Here is a 13,340-nt window from a genome sequence, read left to right on the forward strand (position 1 = left end):
TCAACGAACTATTCCAAATTTATATGATTTAAAGGTCATTATGTTGTATAGGTAATCAAAAAACTAGAAATATAGTAATTATATTTCTAGTTTTTTGATAACGTTTGACATTTTTAAAGTATAGAGATATAATTATCTCAACAAAAATATGAGATTTTGATTAAAAATATAAGATATGAATAAGACTATAAAAAAATTGAACAACATTCTCATTACCCTTCTTATCAATTAATGATTAGTAGGTTGTTTTGAGTGGATGTCTACTGATTACTTTGTATTTAGTAGACAGTTGGGACATTTTTGTTCAGGCACCTAACTGTGAATTCAGTTAGGTGCCTTTTTCATAGGAATTGGAGGCCAAGGATAAGTATATAAAATTTTATTATTAATGAAAAAGTGATGCAATCTTTCATAAAAAAATACCTATGGATCTGTAGAACTAAATTGATTGAATTGGTAGCATAAATTATGATTGAAAAACTAAAATACGTATTATCGATGCTTTGATAATAATTGTTAATCCTGAACTATGGAAAATTCGTTAATTTAGGAGCAATTAGCAGTGTGGATATCAGGATGTAAAACTTGACATAATAGATATTTACGCAGCAACAGTGCATGTGATAATCTTATTTTACAGAATAAGGGGAGAACAAGTTATGATGTTACAAACTCAGAAACAAACAACAATACAGTCGGATGCAGTACGTTATGGTGCAATAATCATGCTGTTTCTAGTATCAGGAATCGCATTGTTAATGACAAAAGCGTCACAATATCCTGAAATGATTGCCATGGCCTACCTATCATTTACAATGGGATTGCGACATGCATTTGATGTCGATCATATTGCAGCAATTGATAACATGACACGTAAGATGCTCAATGATGGTAAAAATACACGGGGTGTGGGATTTAGTTTTTCATTTGGACATTCTATGGTTGTGGTACTGATGGCTTTGGTGACTGTAATATTTGTAGAATGGGCTAAACATGCTATGCCAGTTTTTGAACATATTGGTGGTGCAATGGGCACGCTGATTGCAGCAACCATGTTGATCATGTTGGCTATTGTAAATAGTTTCATTTTACGTGATATTTGGGTGCAGTTTAGAGCAATGCGTCATCATAATAAGCAAGTGGTAACCGATGATTCAGTTAAGGTTTCTAAAATATATCGTCTTTTTTTAAAATTATTAGGCATGATTAGCCATAATTGGCAAGTAGCGATAGTAGGTTTTTTGTTTGGTCTAGGTTTTGATACTGCCACACAAATTGCGGTCTTGGCAACCTCTGCTACGGCTGCCAATGAAGGGGTAGTATGGTATGCCACGTTAGCATTTCCCTTGTTATTTACTGCCGGGATGTGTTTGATGGATACCATTGATGGTTTTTTCATGAGTACAACATATCATTGGGTATTTTCGTCACCGTATCGAAAAGTGTATTATAATTTGACAATTACAGGTATTTCAATATTAGCGGCAGGATTCATCGGTTTTGTGGATCTGGTACAGTCGTTTGGGGCAATGTTTAAGTGGGATAATGAGTTAACGAAGTGGGCGATGGGTTTGGATTTTAATCAAATGGGTATTATATTAGTGATTTTGTTTATTGTGACATGGGTTGTGGCGATAACGATTTGGCATGTGTTTAAATTAGCCGAAAAAGATAATGAGCAGATGGTTTAAGTCCTGGATGATTTAGTGTATTTTATTTTTTACTATAATTACTTATTTTGGTTATCGGCATTTGCCTCAAAAACTTGGATTTGTGATCATCACGTTAATAATGACGATTATTATTATAGATTATGTGTTGCCTATACTAGTTGGACAAGGTCAAGGCAGTAGCGCGAATCAAAAAGCGATCGAAGAGGCTAAGCCTTTAGGAAATATGTACAATTTATTTGGTTATCGCTGACATTTGCGGCAGTGCATTAACCTGATACGATTGATCGTCAACTGCAGGTGTATCATTAATGTTCATTAAAACTGTGACCAAAAAATTACAGTATGCAATACTTTTTCATAGTTTTCATAATTTGATAGTACTATTTTAGAGTATTCTGCAATATATGGTATATTATAGTAATAATAGATTAAGAGGGGGAAAGTGCTCATGAGGAATAAAAGAGCTGCAGAAATTGAAATATTTGATGATGTGACAAAGTTGTTATTAGAAAACGAACTGACAAATGAAGAACGGGAAATATTTGTTGCTGCTAAAAAGGATTTTGATAAAAAGGTGTACTTTCCGAAAATCATTAATGATATGGCGGGATCTTTGACACCGTTGGCCATCCAACGTGTTTTGACTAAGAACGTTTCTCCATTTTATTTAAAAATAACGAGTCATGAATTTAAAAACAAATATCAAGGATTTGGTTACGGGCTAGGGATGATGTTTGGTGGCGGACATTAATTTGTTGTTGTTAAATAGCTTAAGTTTAAGTGAATATACTTACTAAAATCTGTAACAAGAGTTACCAATATATGTTGGGATGTTGTGTGAAAAATAATTAAAAATAAAAGGCCGCTTAGAATAAGCGGTCTTTTATTAATTCTAATGGTGTGTACTGGAGCAGATTTCGTTATTTAAGTGTGGCACCAGCACTGTTGTTGATATCATTTTTAGCTGTGTTTACATCTTGAAGGGATGTTTTATAGCTTGGTGCCACTGTTGTTGGATTTAATTTATTTAATTTTGCGATATCATTTGCTGGTTTGCCATTCAATACTGTGCCACTATCAGTCAAATTTGTGCCACCAAATACTTTTGCGACATCACTAGTAGAAGCAGTAGGAACGTCAAAAGTATTATTCTGTGCATAAATCTGTGATTGCTTACCTACACCGAAAGCATACATGAATTTGTAAATAGATGAATTACTATTGGAGTAATAGTTATTGTAAATATGAACCTGACCAAAGCGAACGCGTGGCTGGCGCTGGATAAGGTTATCAAAACGGTTATGGTGCATGGTTACGTGTAATTTGCCTAAATCACTAGTCTTACTATCACTATTACCGATGTTCATTGACTTATCATGATTTTGTAGCTTGTTATATGATAGGGTGACATTATTAGCACCGTTTACAATATCTACCAAACCGTCATGGTGCTGGTACTCGCGCCCGTAGTATGAACCATTTTTGTTATCAGTTTGATTACCATCAGAGAATTGATTGTGATCTAACCAGATATTTGCGCCACCAGTAACCGTTAAATTATCATACTGTGAATTCCAGTTACCGCTGCTACCGTCTGTTGGATCCCATTGTGGAAAATAATCATAAGCATTTTCAAAATTAATATTACGTACGATGACATTGCTACCGTTTATAATCATGTTACCACCGGTAATTTTGGCATTATTAGTACCGATAATTGTCGTGTTAGCAGGTACTTTGTATTGTACTTGTTTAGCTTGGTTTTTCTGTGCTTTATCACGTGCCACTTCTTGCGATCCGGATGGCATTTTTTTACCATACTTGCTAGGATCATAGGTATTTAAATAAGTCGTAAAGTTATAACCCGTACCATTGGCATAATCATTAGCAGTTAAAACTTTTCCGTTGCTGTTCATATTCATATCTATTGTGCCAGATATATAAATAATTTTAGCTGTTTGATTACTATCATTTCCTAATGCATTCAGCAAGGCAACTCGGTTAGATACTGTGTAAATGTGCGCATTATCAGCTTTAGATCCGCCACTAGTTCCACTAGCAAATCCTTGTGATGCATTTGCCACTTCACGTGCTACTTTTTGTAGACTGGCTGAAGTCGTAGCTGCATGGATAGTACTTGATATAGTCGTCACAATTAATCCCAAAAGAATGGCAAAAATGTATTTGCACCAAGCATATCTTGTTTGTTTAATCATTATAAATTACCCCCGTAATAAATTTTTTTGAAACACAAGATAAAAGTATACAGCTAATTTGATACAAAGTAAAGTTATTCACAATGTTAAAATAAAGTTTTTAACAGCATACATCATATAAAAAGTCAATAATATATTTTATTCCATGAGAAAAAAATGATAGAAAATTTAGTATATTATTTTTGCTATACTATGGTTGGGAGGCTGTTGAAAATTATAACAGAGTTCTCACTAGGGGTCTCCTATACTAAAGATCTGCCTACATGCCTTTGGGCGTGTAGATCAGATTATAAAGTATAGGTTTTTTTGTTGTCATGGAAAACTCATATCGTTATTTTCTTGGATATTACAGATGGAGAGGAAATCTATCTCATGAATCAAAAAATAGCAGTACATCGTGAATTAATACTTTATATTCTTTTTGGTTTGTTAACCACTATGATTAATGTTACATCGTACACTGTATTTTTAACCTGGCATATTAATATTCAAGTCGCAGTTGTGCTGTCTTGGTTTTTAGCCGTACTTGCGGCATATATTACGAACAAAATTTGGGTCTTTACTACAACAACATCATCTTTTCATGCTGTTTTTCGGGAACTCATTTTATTTTTTTCTGCACGTATTATGACGCTATTTGTTGAAATGGTGATTATTTGGTTTGGGGTGACGTTGTTGCAACAAGATCCATTACTGTGGAAAATAATAGATAATATTGTGGTTGTGCTAGTGAATTATTATTTTAGTAAATTGGTTATTTTCAAAAAAGTATGAGCGCAACTAATAGTTGCAACCACAGCAAACAAGGCGTTACAGTAATATTGATTGTATTGTTTTAAATAATAGTCGTTCATGTATAATCAATTCCAGAACAACAAAAATTTGGAGGAGACACGATACATGAAAAATGTTTTTAGGTCGCAACTGAGTTCACTCAGACAAAAAAAGAATTTGTCACAAGAGGCATTAGCCCAAAAATTGTATGTTTCCAGACAATCTATATCAAAATGGGAGCATGGCGATTCTGAGCCAGACATTGCTAAACTTATCTCTCTTTCAGAGATTTTAGCGGTAAACTTAGATTTTTTGATATCGGGGCAACAAAGTCATGATGATTTGATCGTTCAATTGCAACATATCAGTAAAAAATTCAAACAAGCCGTTTTAAAGGATATTAATTTAACGGTGTATGGACGTGATCGGATTGCTTTATTAGGTGCGAATGGGTCGGGGAAAACGACGATTGTGAATACAATTGTTGGACTAGTTACGCCTGACAGTGGGAAAGTTAGCCGATTTTTAGACCCACATGAAGATTTAAGTGTCTTGACACAAGAAAATATGTTGATTGAATCACTACAAGTGCAAGAACATGTCATGCTATCAGCAAAGATTCAAAACCAATTTTCACCAGCATTTGTGACAGAAATGATCGCAAAATTTGGGCTGGGTGAACAAGCACGTGTGACTATTAGTCAATTATCTGGTGGACAAAGAAGAAAAGTTGCACTTTTAATCAGTTTGCTTAAACCATCGAAGTTATTGATTTTAGATGAACCGACTGTGGGAATGGATTTAGAGTCCATTGATTTCTTTTGGCATTATTTAGATCATGTGGGTGGTAGCGTGATGACTATCACGCACGACTTTAATCAAATCGATCAGTATTTTACACGGGTAGTCTTATTAAAAGATGGTGTCATTGCAGCAGATGAGTCTGTAGCAACGATTCATTCCAATAACCAAACGATTGAGCAGTGGTATCGTTTGGCAAATCAATGATGAGGTAAACGGACATGATTAAACGATTAGATATTAAAGATACGTTTCGGAATAAACGATTTATATTATTTACACTGATTTTCCCACTGGCTTGGTATATTATGATAGTCAATGTGTCGCGTTCAGCAGGAATTTTAAACGAGCAGAATGCCTACTTATGGGTTACGATAGCAAGTATTATTGGCATCGCTGGTAATTCAATTGTTACTTTTTCTAAAAAAATTAGTGATACGCACCAATTTTATCGCTTGCAAGCGCAAACCTCTCACTATAGTATGCGACGATGGTTGATGGATCAAGTTGTTGTGCAGATGGTATTGAATTTGAGTATATGCTTAGTTATTTTGTTGTCAGGATTAGTTATGCACGCGATAACTCCTGCGGTTAACTGGTTAATCTTAGTTACTTTGTTGGTTGTTATGGGATTATATTTAAGTGTTATTGGTTTTTTAATTGGCATTTTTGTTGACGGCAAAACGATTGCAGCACTAAGTATGCCACTTAGTATGGGGTTTGGTGTGCTAATGATACGTTGGGATTCAATGACTTCAAGCACAAGTACCATTATTAATATGCTATCTGGTGTGCAAAAGTTTTTCCCTGGTTACTATTTATTTGATATCGTTCAAAAAATGATACAAAATAAGCAGTTGGGCTTATCGCTTAGTAAATATTTATTGAGTTGTCTGTTGATTTTTTTGCCGTTAATTGGGATATCTGGTTGGCAATTTTGGAAAAACAGGGTTAAGCAAATAGATGAGGATATAAAATTATGATGAATTTACACGATTATGTCAAAAGGCATTATATGGCGGGAGATTATCAGGAGCAAGCATCTGCGTATCGCGAAAATGATAAAAACGTGTTATCTGATTATGAATTAGGGTATCAACAAGCAACTTATGATCATGAAAAAGGCAGAACATTTCGTATTTATCCATATCGTGTCATTTTATTGCTGAATAAGATAAGTGGCGGTCGTTTATTTGAAATTGTCGAATTTATACGAGGATATCAAGATAAAAAACATGATAAGCATTACTTTTAGAACGATACATCTCCAATAAACAGAACATGGCAATATTATTTCAACGATTTAATATCATAAGAAAACCCCGAAAGTCACTACGACTTTCGGGGTTTTGAAATATAAAGTTGATGTTTCTATAAGACGGTTGTTTTTTCAGACAGTGGTTGGTGCTCGCGAAGTGCGATGTAAAATTCAGCAGAAATGGCCAATGTATAAGGTAAAACAAAGATGTTGGCCAAACCAAATGTCAATAAGGTTAATATATACCAACCAATCAGGCTCAGGAACATGATGAAAAATTGTCCTTTAAAACCATACATTAATTTTTGAGATTCAGAAATATAGTGATTAGCTGTTTGAATGTCACGACCAGCACGTAAATCATCGCGATATAAGTAAACAGCTTGAGAATATGAAAAGCTCTTGACGATACCAGGCACAATCAGCAAGAAGGACCAAAGTATTGTATAGATTGAGCGTAGTAATACAATTTGGAAGGTCATGCCTGTGAGTAATTGAAAACCGGCTTTAATCGGTGTTTCCGGGGTTGCACCAGTGTCGTGCCAGTCGATGAAACCACTGATAGAACTTTCTGTAAAGAACTCAGTTACTGTGCTCATTATGGCAGATATGACAATAATAAAAAGACTAACTGAAATAATCACGACAAAAATGACAAACCAATTATCCTGTAGAAAATGCCCAATATTGTGAGGGGTTTTCATATATGGTTCAAGCTCAAAGTCATTACCATTAAAATTAAGTCGATTATGATCTGACATGACGCCAAATACGGTAAAAATCATAGGTACAAGCGATAATAAGAATGCGGATTTAAAATGTTTTGTCACCCGTTCCCAAGCAATATTTTTAATTGTTCTATTATTTACCATGAAATATGTTACTCCCTTATGCTGTAACGCAATTTTAACAATTATATGTCGCAAAATCAAGTGACATTTTTTCTGATGAATTACGCTCGAATAGAAAGCAGAATGATACCACCCACCATCAAAGTTAGTCCAACGAGTTGTATCGGCGAGGGTAATGCATGACCCAAGAAGAGCATACTCAGTATGACTGAAAAAACAACTTCCATTGACTGAGTTGCTTCAACAGCAGCGAGATAACGCATATTGTGAGCTGCCAGTTGTGTCGCACTAAAAAATAAAACAGTTGCAATGACACCTGAGCAAAGAGCAACCAAAAATGTATTAAAAAGTTGCGTCAAATGTGGCAAGCCAACTTGATTGTAGGATAGACCTGCAATGAGTAACCACGCAGGGTAGGAACAAATGAGCATGGCCAAAACTTTTTCAGAAGCAGTCATCGAAGGATCAGCAACAGCTAAGATCTTACGGTTTCCCAGTGGATAAGCCACAGCACCTATCATAATAGCTAAAATGGCAAGTATCATTGGCACAATATTTTTTAAGTGAGATAGATAAACAACCACTGTTAAAAATACACCAAGTAGAATAATGAGCATCCACGGTATTGTGGCAATCGGAATTTTTAGTCGCACTTTTTTGCCTGTGGCTGTTGTTACTTTGATGAATGGTGTTGTTAGTACACCGAAAATAATTGTTAACTGCCAAGTAGCCGAAATTAGCCAACCTGGTAAGTAGTTAACAGCCCAAGATAATGGTACATAGAATAATACAAAACAAACTTGTGACCAGATTAGCCAGTCACTTGGTTGGTGTTTAATAATTGTGAATACATGATGAATATTAGATCCCATGAGATGATTAACAATTATCATCATGGGCAGCATCCATAAGTAGCGCAAGGATGCCGTATAACCCCAATAGCCATTGGCGTCAGCCATGACTTCATTGACAACAAAAGTAATTGAGAAAAAGAAAGCAGACACAATACCAATGCTGATCGTTTTTAAACGAACTGACATATTAATCTCCTAAAAATGATGTGTTCTCATTTAATATATTTACGTTACATTTTATCAGAGAAAAACGTATTTTTCTGAAACTATGTCAGTGTTGCTTGCACAAAAAAAGCCCCAAGCGGGCGGTTATGGTGAAATGAGTTGTATGATCGGTGTTCGTGTGAGATGTAAGAATGTTTGTCGAAATTGATGTGGGTCGCTGGGGATTGGCTGTGTGAGCCAAGTGGATATAATTGCTAGTAGTTTTAACTGTTAATTCAACCGCAAATTTTCGACTGATAGGCGCTGTTTTGAGGTCATAATTGTCGAAGAAAGGGGTGGCCCATTTAATATAGGCATTTTTTAAGAAATATAACCATTCACCATTAGCGTAGTGTCCGGAGTATAGAATTTTGAGGGTATGGCTATTGTCATATAGCACTGGTAAAACATAATCAGCAATCATTTCAAAAGGATCGCCCACTGTATTGGTATCTAAAGCAGCGATTACCTGTGCATCGAGTTGTTTAGCGATGTATTGGAGAATAGCTGATGGCGAGTCAAATAAAGTCATTGCGCGGTGATATGCAATGACTGATTCTTGAATTATTTGTGCCATATCGCAATAAGTACCATTGTGTTGTTGCAGTAACGATAAGAAGGCATCAACAATGAGCTGGCGCTCGGCCGTATGATTATTATCCGGTTGTTCCCCTTCCAATGCAGTCATTAACTCTGTTAGTGGCATATCAAATGTATTAGCAATAATCGTTAGCGCTGTTACCGGTGGTGTACTAATGCTACGTTCCCAATTAGAAACGGTTTGTCGTGAAACAAATATTTTCTCTGCAAAATCGGCTTGTGTGAGGTTATGGCGTGTTCGAATATTTTGTAAAACGTGTTGCATTGTATTAAATTTCATAAAAGATGCCCCCAATTAAAGGTTAATTATAACAATAAATAGCTACTTTGTCATGAAAAAAGTATAAACGTTTAACATATAATCCACCATTTGTCGACATAGAAAAATGGGCAAAGAAAATAGTTGTTGTATGCTACAATATTTGTTTAATGTTTAACGGTAATCAAAGAAAGAATGCGTTTATAGGATGGTGGGATGAGACGACAGAATTTATTGCAACATGCGATTCACGATGCCCGAACTAAGGAGATAATGATATGATTAACAACTTCTTTCTACAGCGAATTATGATCAGCCGTTCCTATAAAGGATTGTTGATCATAATAACGTCTATTATGCTATTAAGTTTTTTAGGGATGTACCCATTTAATTATGGCTTGTATCAGGGCCATGCGATATGGCGTATGACCTTTGTTCTTGTCGGAAACGGTGAAAGTGCATTTAGTTTTCTAAGCACGGCGTTGCATAGTGTTTTACCCTTGTTTATACTGTGGGGTATAACAATTAACCAAATTCGTGATCAAAAATCAGGATTTAATGTCTCTGTTATGGCTAGACTAGGATATAAAAGCTATCTTAAAAGTTTATATATCGGTTCAGGAATTGCAAGTGGTTTATTATTCATAGGACCGTTACTTCTCAATCATTTGGTTGTTTTTCTTAGTAGTTTGTTTGTTGCAAAACATTATGCTGACCCAGTAGGGCCAGAGGTGTTAGCGCCATTAAAGTCAGAGCCAATTTGGCAGTGGGGCGTTTGAATCTGGTAAAATATATGGTCTGCGTGGTCGCAACGGTGCAGGAAAAACAATGTTTTTACGTGCGCTAGCGGGATTAATAAGGGTTAATTCAGGAAGCATAGCAGTTGATGGTCAGATTTTGGGAGAAAAAATTGATTTTCCACCAAGTTTGGGTTTGCTAATTGAAAATAATAATCTGGCACCTGAATTTTCACTAACTAAAAATTTAAAGTTATTATCAAAAATAAAAAACGTGGCAACTGATGATGATATTGCACAAACGATTACACGTGTTGGGCTGGAGTCAACTGATTCACGTAAAGTCGCGAAGTTTTCCTTAGGTATGAAGCAACGTGGCGCTATTGCACAGGCTTTATTTGAAAAACCAAGTTTGATTTTATTGGATGAACCAACCAATGCTATTGATCAAAAAGGTGTGATACAAATACGTGAGATTTTGGCAGAGGAAGCACAACGAGGAGCAACAATTATATTAGCCAGTCACAATCCTGAAGATTTGAATGTATTAGCTGATGAAATCATCGATTTATCAGAGGGAGAGATTGTAACGCATGTATAAGAAATGGGTGATAATCGCTATTGTTATTTTCGGATTTGGTGTTTTTTCTTGGCAGATGGTACCAAGGATCAAGTCTCATATTATGCCTGAACTACCACGGCAAATGTTAGGTCAAACAAAAAATACAGCAGTAACAAAAACTGTTACAAATATTGGCCGTTCAAAGGGTATTACACAACTTGGTTTAAAGCCAGGTGTCTATGACCTCGTTGTTTTATCTGATCAACTGACGAATATGCCGGACTTATCAGGTGCGCAACGTGGCAATCGATATCTTGGTTTTATGTTGGACGAGACAACAGCACTTAACGTTGGGGATGATGAGTCGTTGAAGTTTGAACCAGCCGAATTTAAACCGCTGAAAAAAAATAAAGGCAAGTATGTTATCACGACACCAGGAAATTATGTGGTTAATCGCCAAATTCCGGAAGGACGTTATGAAGTTAAAATTCATGAAGTCAAACGATCAGTAGTGCAACATGAAAAATTTAGGCCGTCAACCATAACCGTTGATAGTAAGTTTCTTAATGGTAATGGTAGTGGTGATGGTCAAGTTGGCGTTATATCATCAACCCTGAAACGTTCAAGTTCGACGATTTTGCTTGAAAAACACCGTTTGTTAAGTATTGGATTTTCTGGTGTTGTGTCGGGAAGCTATGTTGAACTCATGCCTTTGAAAGATTGATAAATGAAGCGAATTAATGTTTCATACTGATTAATATGGGAGAAATCACATTTTATAGTTATTATCTGGTATAATGAAAACATCATTGGTTGATAAAGACACAGATTGGCGCGTCAAAGAAAGTTAGTGGATGCTGTAAACTAATCCGTCACTGTGCTCGAGTTACGCAACATAAAAGTATGACGTATGCCGCGATAAGGCGTAATAAGTGGTAGGTCCGATGACTTACAATTTAGGTGGTACCACGGGTAGAACCGTCCTATATGAATTTATAGGGCGGTTTTTGCTATCTGTGTATAAATAAGGAGAAAAAGATGAATTTTATAGAAGATCTCAAGTGGCGTGGTGCATTAAATCAAGCCACAGACGAAGCTGGGTTACTTGAAGCCATGGCGAATGGTAAAGTTGGCGCGTATGTTGGTGTAGATCCCACAGCAGACTCACTACATTTGGGCCATTTGATTCCTTTTATGGTATTGAAGCGTTTTCAAAATGCTGGTGGTAAGGCAGTTATTATTGTTGGTGGTGCAACTGGGTCTATTGGAGATCCACGTCCTACGACAGAACGCCAACTTTTAACACCAGAACAACTTGCTAAAAATGAAAAAGGAATTACAGCCCAAGTCACTAAGCTTTTTGGTGACAATGATACAACAATTGTCAATAATAATGAGTGGTTAGGTCAGTTATCACTAACCGACTTTTTACGCGATTATGGTAAGTTATTCTCAATTAATGTGATGTTGAAAAAGGATGTTGTGGCATCACGTTTGGAAACAGGTATTTCATTTACAGAATTTACCTACCAAGTGTTGCAAGGCATTGATTTCCATGAATTGTGGCGCCGTGAAGATGTGAAATTACAAATTGGTGGTTCAGATCAATGGGGAAACATTACATCCGGCATTGATTTGATTCATTCATTGGAAGGTAGTTCAGCGAAAGCTTTTGGACTAACGATACCTTTGATGACAGATTCAACAGGCAAAAAGTTCGGTAAATCTGAAGGCAATGCTATCTGGTTAGATGCTAAAAAAACGTCTCCTTATACGTTCTACCAATTCTGGTTGAACCAAAATGATGCGGATGTTGTGAAATATCTGAAGTATTTCACGTTTTTGGGCATTGAAGAGATTGACGACTTGGCTAGGGAAGTTCAGACCAATCCGGGTGCACGTTTAGCACAACGACGTTTAGCACAAGAAGTGACAAAATTTGTCCACGGTTCAGAGGCGGTTGACGAAGCTGAGAAACTATCCAAAGCATTATTTAGTGGGGATGTTGCAGAGCTATCAGCAGATCAAATTGCGGATGCCTTTGGCGGCGTACCAAGTTTTGATATTGCATCTGACACGGTAAATATTATTGATTTCTTGATTGCTGGTGAAGTTGAGCAATCAAAGCGTCAGGCACGTGAAGATGTTAAAAATGGCGCCATCACAATTAATGGTCAAAAGGTGACGGATGCTGCTGTTGAAATTGATCCTTCAGCACATTACGATGGCCAGTTTGTTTTGGTGCGCCGTGGCAAGAAGAAGTATTTCTTAGGAAAAATTAGTAAATAGGCGTAACAATATAAAGATAATATGGCAGAGAAAATATCCGACTAAGCCATAGCGTAAGAAAATTTTTGAGTTGACTGCTGGCATGTGTGCTGGTGGTTTTTTTGTTATTGTGAATATAGCGTGATCAAAAGAAAAGTTGAGTATGTTATTTATGTCTGTTGCTTGTCGTATAGTTAAAAATTTCCAGTACATCATATTAAAAAAGAGCCAAATTATTTCAAAGATTTGACTCTTTTGGAAAAGCTAGATAAGTTTTTATACT

14 protein-coding genes are annotated in these 13,340 nt (G+C 36.0%); 10 read left to right on the forward strand and 4 right to left on the reverse strand.

The window, feature by feature from the left end; all coding sequences use genetic code 11:
* The first annotated feature begins 659 nt into the window (after window positions 1–659).
* Window positions 660–1,691, forward strand: a complete 1,032-nt coding sequence (locus tag K5Q13_RS04805; RefSeq protein WP_220740499.1) for a HoxN/HupN/NixA family nickel/cobalt transporter — start codon at window positions 660–662, stop codon at window positions 1,689–1,691.
* Window positions 1,692–2,121: 430 nt separating this feature from the next.
* Complete coding sequence (locus tag K5Q13_RS04810; protein ID WP_220740501.1) at window positions 2,122–2,424, forward strand: bacteriocin immunity family protein; 303 nt, start codon at window positions 2,122–2,124, stop codon at window positions 2,422–2,424.
* Window positions 2,425–2,593: 169 nt separating this feature from the next.
* On the opposite strand, the gene K5Q13_RS04815 is transcribed toward K5Q13_RS04810, so the two are convergent.
* Complete coding sequence (locus tag K5Q13_RS04815) at window positions 2,594–3,889, reverse strand: pectate lyase family protein (protein ID WP_220740503.1); 1,296 nt, start codon at window positions 3,887–3,889, stop codon at window positions 2,594–2,596.
* A gap of 372 nt (window positions 3,890–4,261) precedes the next feature.
* Between K5Q13_RS04815 and K5Q13_RS04820 the strand changes: the two genes are divergently transcribed.
* The 4 genes from K5Q13_RS04820 (at window position 4,262) to K5Q13_RS04835 (ending at window position 6,719) form a co-directional block, all read left to right on the forward strand.
* The gene (locus K5Q13_RS04820; RefSeq protein ID WP_220740505.1) at window positions 4,262–4,663 is read left to right on the forward strand and encodes a GtrA family protein; all 402 of its coding nucleotides are present in this window, start codon (window positions 4,262–4,264) and stop codon (window positions 4,661–4,663) included.
* 126 nt (window positions 4,664–4,789) lie between these two features.
* Window positions 4,790–5,671, forward strand: a complete 882-nt coding sequence (locus K5Q13_RS04825; protein ID WP_220740507.1) for an XRE family transcriptional regulator — start codon at window positions 4,790–4,792, stop codon at window positions 5,669–5,671.
* A gap of 14 nt (window positions 5,672–5,685) precedes the next feature.
* Window positions 5,686–6,447 carry a multidrug ABC transporter permease gene (locus K5Q13_RS04830; protein ID WP_220740509.1) on the forward strand — a complete coding sequence of 254 codons (762 nt, stop codon included), beginning with the start codon at window positions 5,686–5,688 and terminating at the stop codon, window positions 6,445–6,447.
* Entirely contained in the window at window positions 6,444–6,719 is a 276-nt protein-coding gene (locus K5Q13_RS04835; protein WP_220740510.1) for a hypothetical protein, read from the forward strand. Before K5Q13_RS04830 ends, K5Q13_RS04835 begins: the two co-directional genes overlap by 4 nt.
* Window positions 6,720–6,835: 116 nt before the next feature.
* Here K5Q13_RS04835 and K5Q13_RS04840 read toward each other — a convergent pair whose 3' ends face one another.
* From K5Q13_RS04840 to K5Q13_RS04850, 3 genes are all read right to left on the reverse strand, one after another.
* The gene (locus tag K5Q13_RS04840) at window positions 6,836–7,594 is read right to left on the reverse strand and encodes a DUF975 family protein (RefSeq protein ID WP_220740512.1); all 759 of its coding nucleotides are present in this window, start codon (window positions 7,592–7,594) and stop codon (window positions 6,836–6,838) included.
* 80 nt (window positions 7,595–7,674) lie between these two features.
* Window positions 7,675–8,613 (reverse strand): multidrug resistance efflux transporter family protein, encoded by a 939-nt coding sequence (locus tag K5Q13_RS04845; RefSeq protein ID WP_220740514.1) that lies wholly within the window; start codon window positions 8,611–8,613, stop codon window positions 7,675–7,677.
* Window positions 8,614–8,698: 85 nt separating this feature from the next.
* Window positions 8,699–9,511 carry a helix-turn-helix domain-containing protein gene (locus K5Q13_RS04850; protein ID WP_246574175.1) on the reverse strand — a complete coding sequence of 271 codons (813 nt, stop codon included), beginning with the start codon at window positions 9,509–9,511 and terminating at the stop codon, window positions 8,699–8,701.
* A 257-nt stretch (window positions 9,512–9,768) separates the two neighbouring features.
* On the opposite strand from K5Q13_RS04850, the gene K5Q13_RS04855 reads away from it, so the two are divergent.
* From K5Q13_RS04855 to tyrS, 4 genes are all read left to right on the forward strand, one after another.
* Window positions 9,769–10,269, forward strand: coding sequence for a hypothetical protein (locus K5Q13_RS04855; protein ID WP_246574178.1), 501 nt, complete (start codon window positions 9,769–9,771; stop codon window positions 10,267–10,269).
* A 49-nt stretch (window positions 10,270–10,318) separates the two neighbouring features.
* Window positions 10,319–10,828, forward strand: coding sequence for an ATP-binding cassette domain-containing protein (locus K5Q13_RS04860; protein ID WP_246574180.1), 510 nt, complete (start codon window positions 10,319–10,321; stop codon window positions 10,826–10,828).
* The gene (locus K5Q13_RS04865; RefSeq protein ID WP_220740516.1) at window positions 10,821–11,513 is read left to right on the forward strand and encodes a hypothetical protein; all 693 of its coding nucleotides are present in this window, start codon (window positions 10,821–10,823) and stop codon (window positions 11,511–11,513) included. The genes K5Q13_RS04860 and K5Q13_RS04865 overlap by 8 nt, the downstream gene beginning before the upstream one ends.
* 314 nt (window positions 11,514–11,827) lie before the next feature.
* On the forward strand, window positions 11,828–13,078 hold the full coding sequence (tyrS, locus tag K5Q13_RS04870) for a tyrosine--tRNA ligase (protein WP_220740518.1): 1,251 nt from the start codon (window positions 11,828–11,830) through the stop codon (window positions 13,076–13,078).
* Window positions 13,079–13,340 lie beyond the last annotated feature (262 nt).

The organism is Leuconostoc miyukkimchii (assembly GCF_019656055.1).
GTDB classification, from domain to species: Bacteria; Bacillota; Bacilli; order Lactobacillales; family Lactobacillaceae; genus Leuconostoc; species Leuconostoc miyukkimchii.

Coding starts and splice junctions, on each gene's coding strand:
- K5Q13_RS04805 (WP_220740499.1), top strand. CDS start 660: ATGATGTTACAAACTCAGAAACAAACAACAATACAGTCGGATGCAGTA.
- K5Q13_RS04810 (WP_220740501.1), top strand. CDS start 2,122: ATGAGGAATAAAAGAGCTGCAGAAATTGAAATATTTGATGATGTGACA.
- K5Q13_RS04815 (WP_220740503.1), bottom strand. CDS start 3,889: ATGATTAAACAAACAAGATATGCTTGGTGCAAATACATTTTTGCCATT.
- K5Q13_RS04820 (WP_220740505.1), top strand. CDS start 4,262: ATGAATCAAAAAATAGCAGTACATCGTGAATTAATACTTTATATTCTT.
- K5Q13_RS04825 (WP_220740507.1), top strand. CDS start 4,790: ATGAAAAATGTTTTTAGGTCGCAACTGAGTTCACTCAGACAAAAAAAG.
- K5Q13_RS04830 (WP_220740509.1), top strand. CDS start 5,686: ATGATTAAACGATTAGATATTAAAGATACGTTTCGGAATAAACGATTT.
- K5Q13_RS04835 (WP_220740510.1), top strand. CDS start 6,444: ATGATGAATTTACACGATTATGTCAAAAGGCATTATATGGCGGGAGAT.
- K5Q13_RS04840 (WP_220740512.1), bottom strand. CDS start 7,594: ATGGTAAATAATAGAACAATTAAAAATATTGCTTGGGAACGGGTGACA.
- K5Q13_RS04845 (WP_220740514.1), bottom strand. CDS start 8,613: ATGTCAGTTCGTTTAAAAACGATCAGCATTGGTATTGTGTCTGCTTTC.
- K5Q13_RS04850 (WP_246574175.1), bottom strand. CDS start 9,511: ATGAAATTTAATACAATGCAACACGTTTTACAAAATATTCGAACACGC.
- K5Q13_RS04855 (WP_246574178.1), top strand. CDS start 9,769: ATGATTAACAACTTCTTTCTACAGCGAATTATGATCAGCCGTTCCTAT.
- K5Q13_RS04860 (WP_246574180.1), top strand. CDS start 10,319: ATGTTTTTACGTGCGCTAGCGGGATTAATAAGGGTTAATTCAGGAAGC.
- K5Q13_RS04865 (WP_220740516.1), top strand. CDS start 10,821: ATGTATAAGAAATGGGTGATAATCGCTATTGTTATTTTCGGATTTGGT.
- tyrS (WP_220740518.1), top strand. CDS start 11,828: ATGAATTTTATAGAAGATCTCAAGTGGCGTGGTGCATTAAATCAAGCC.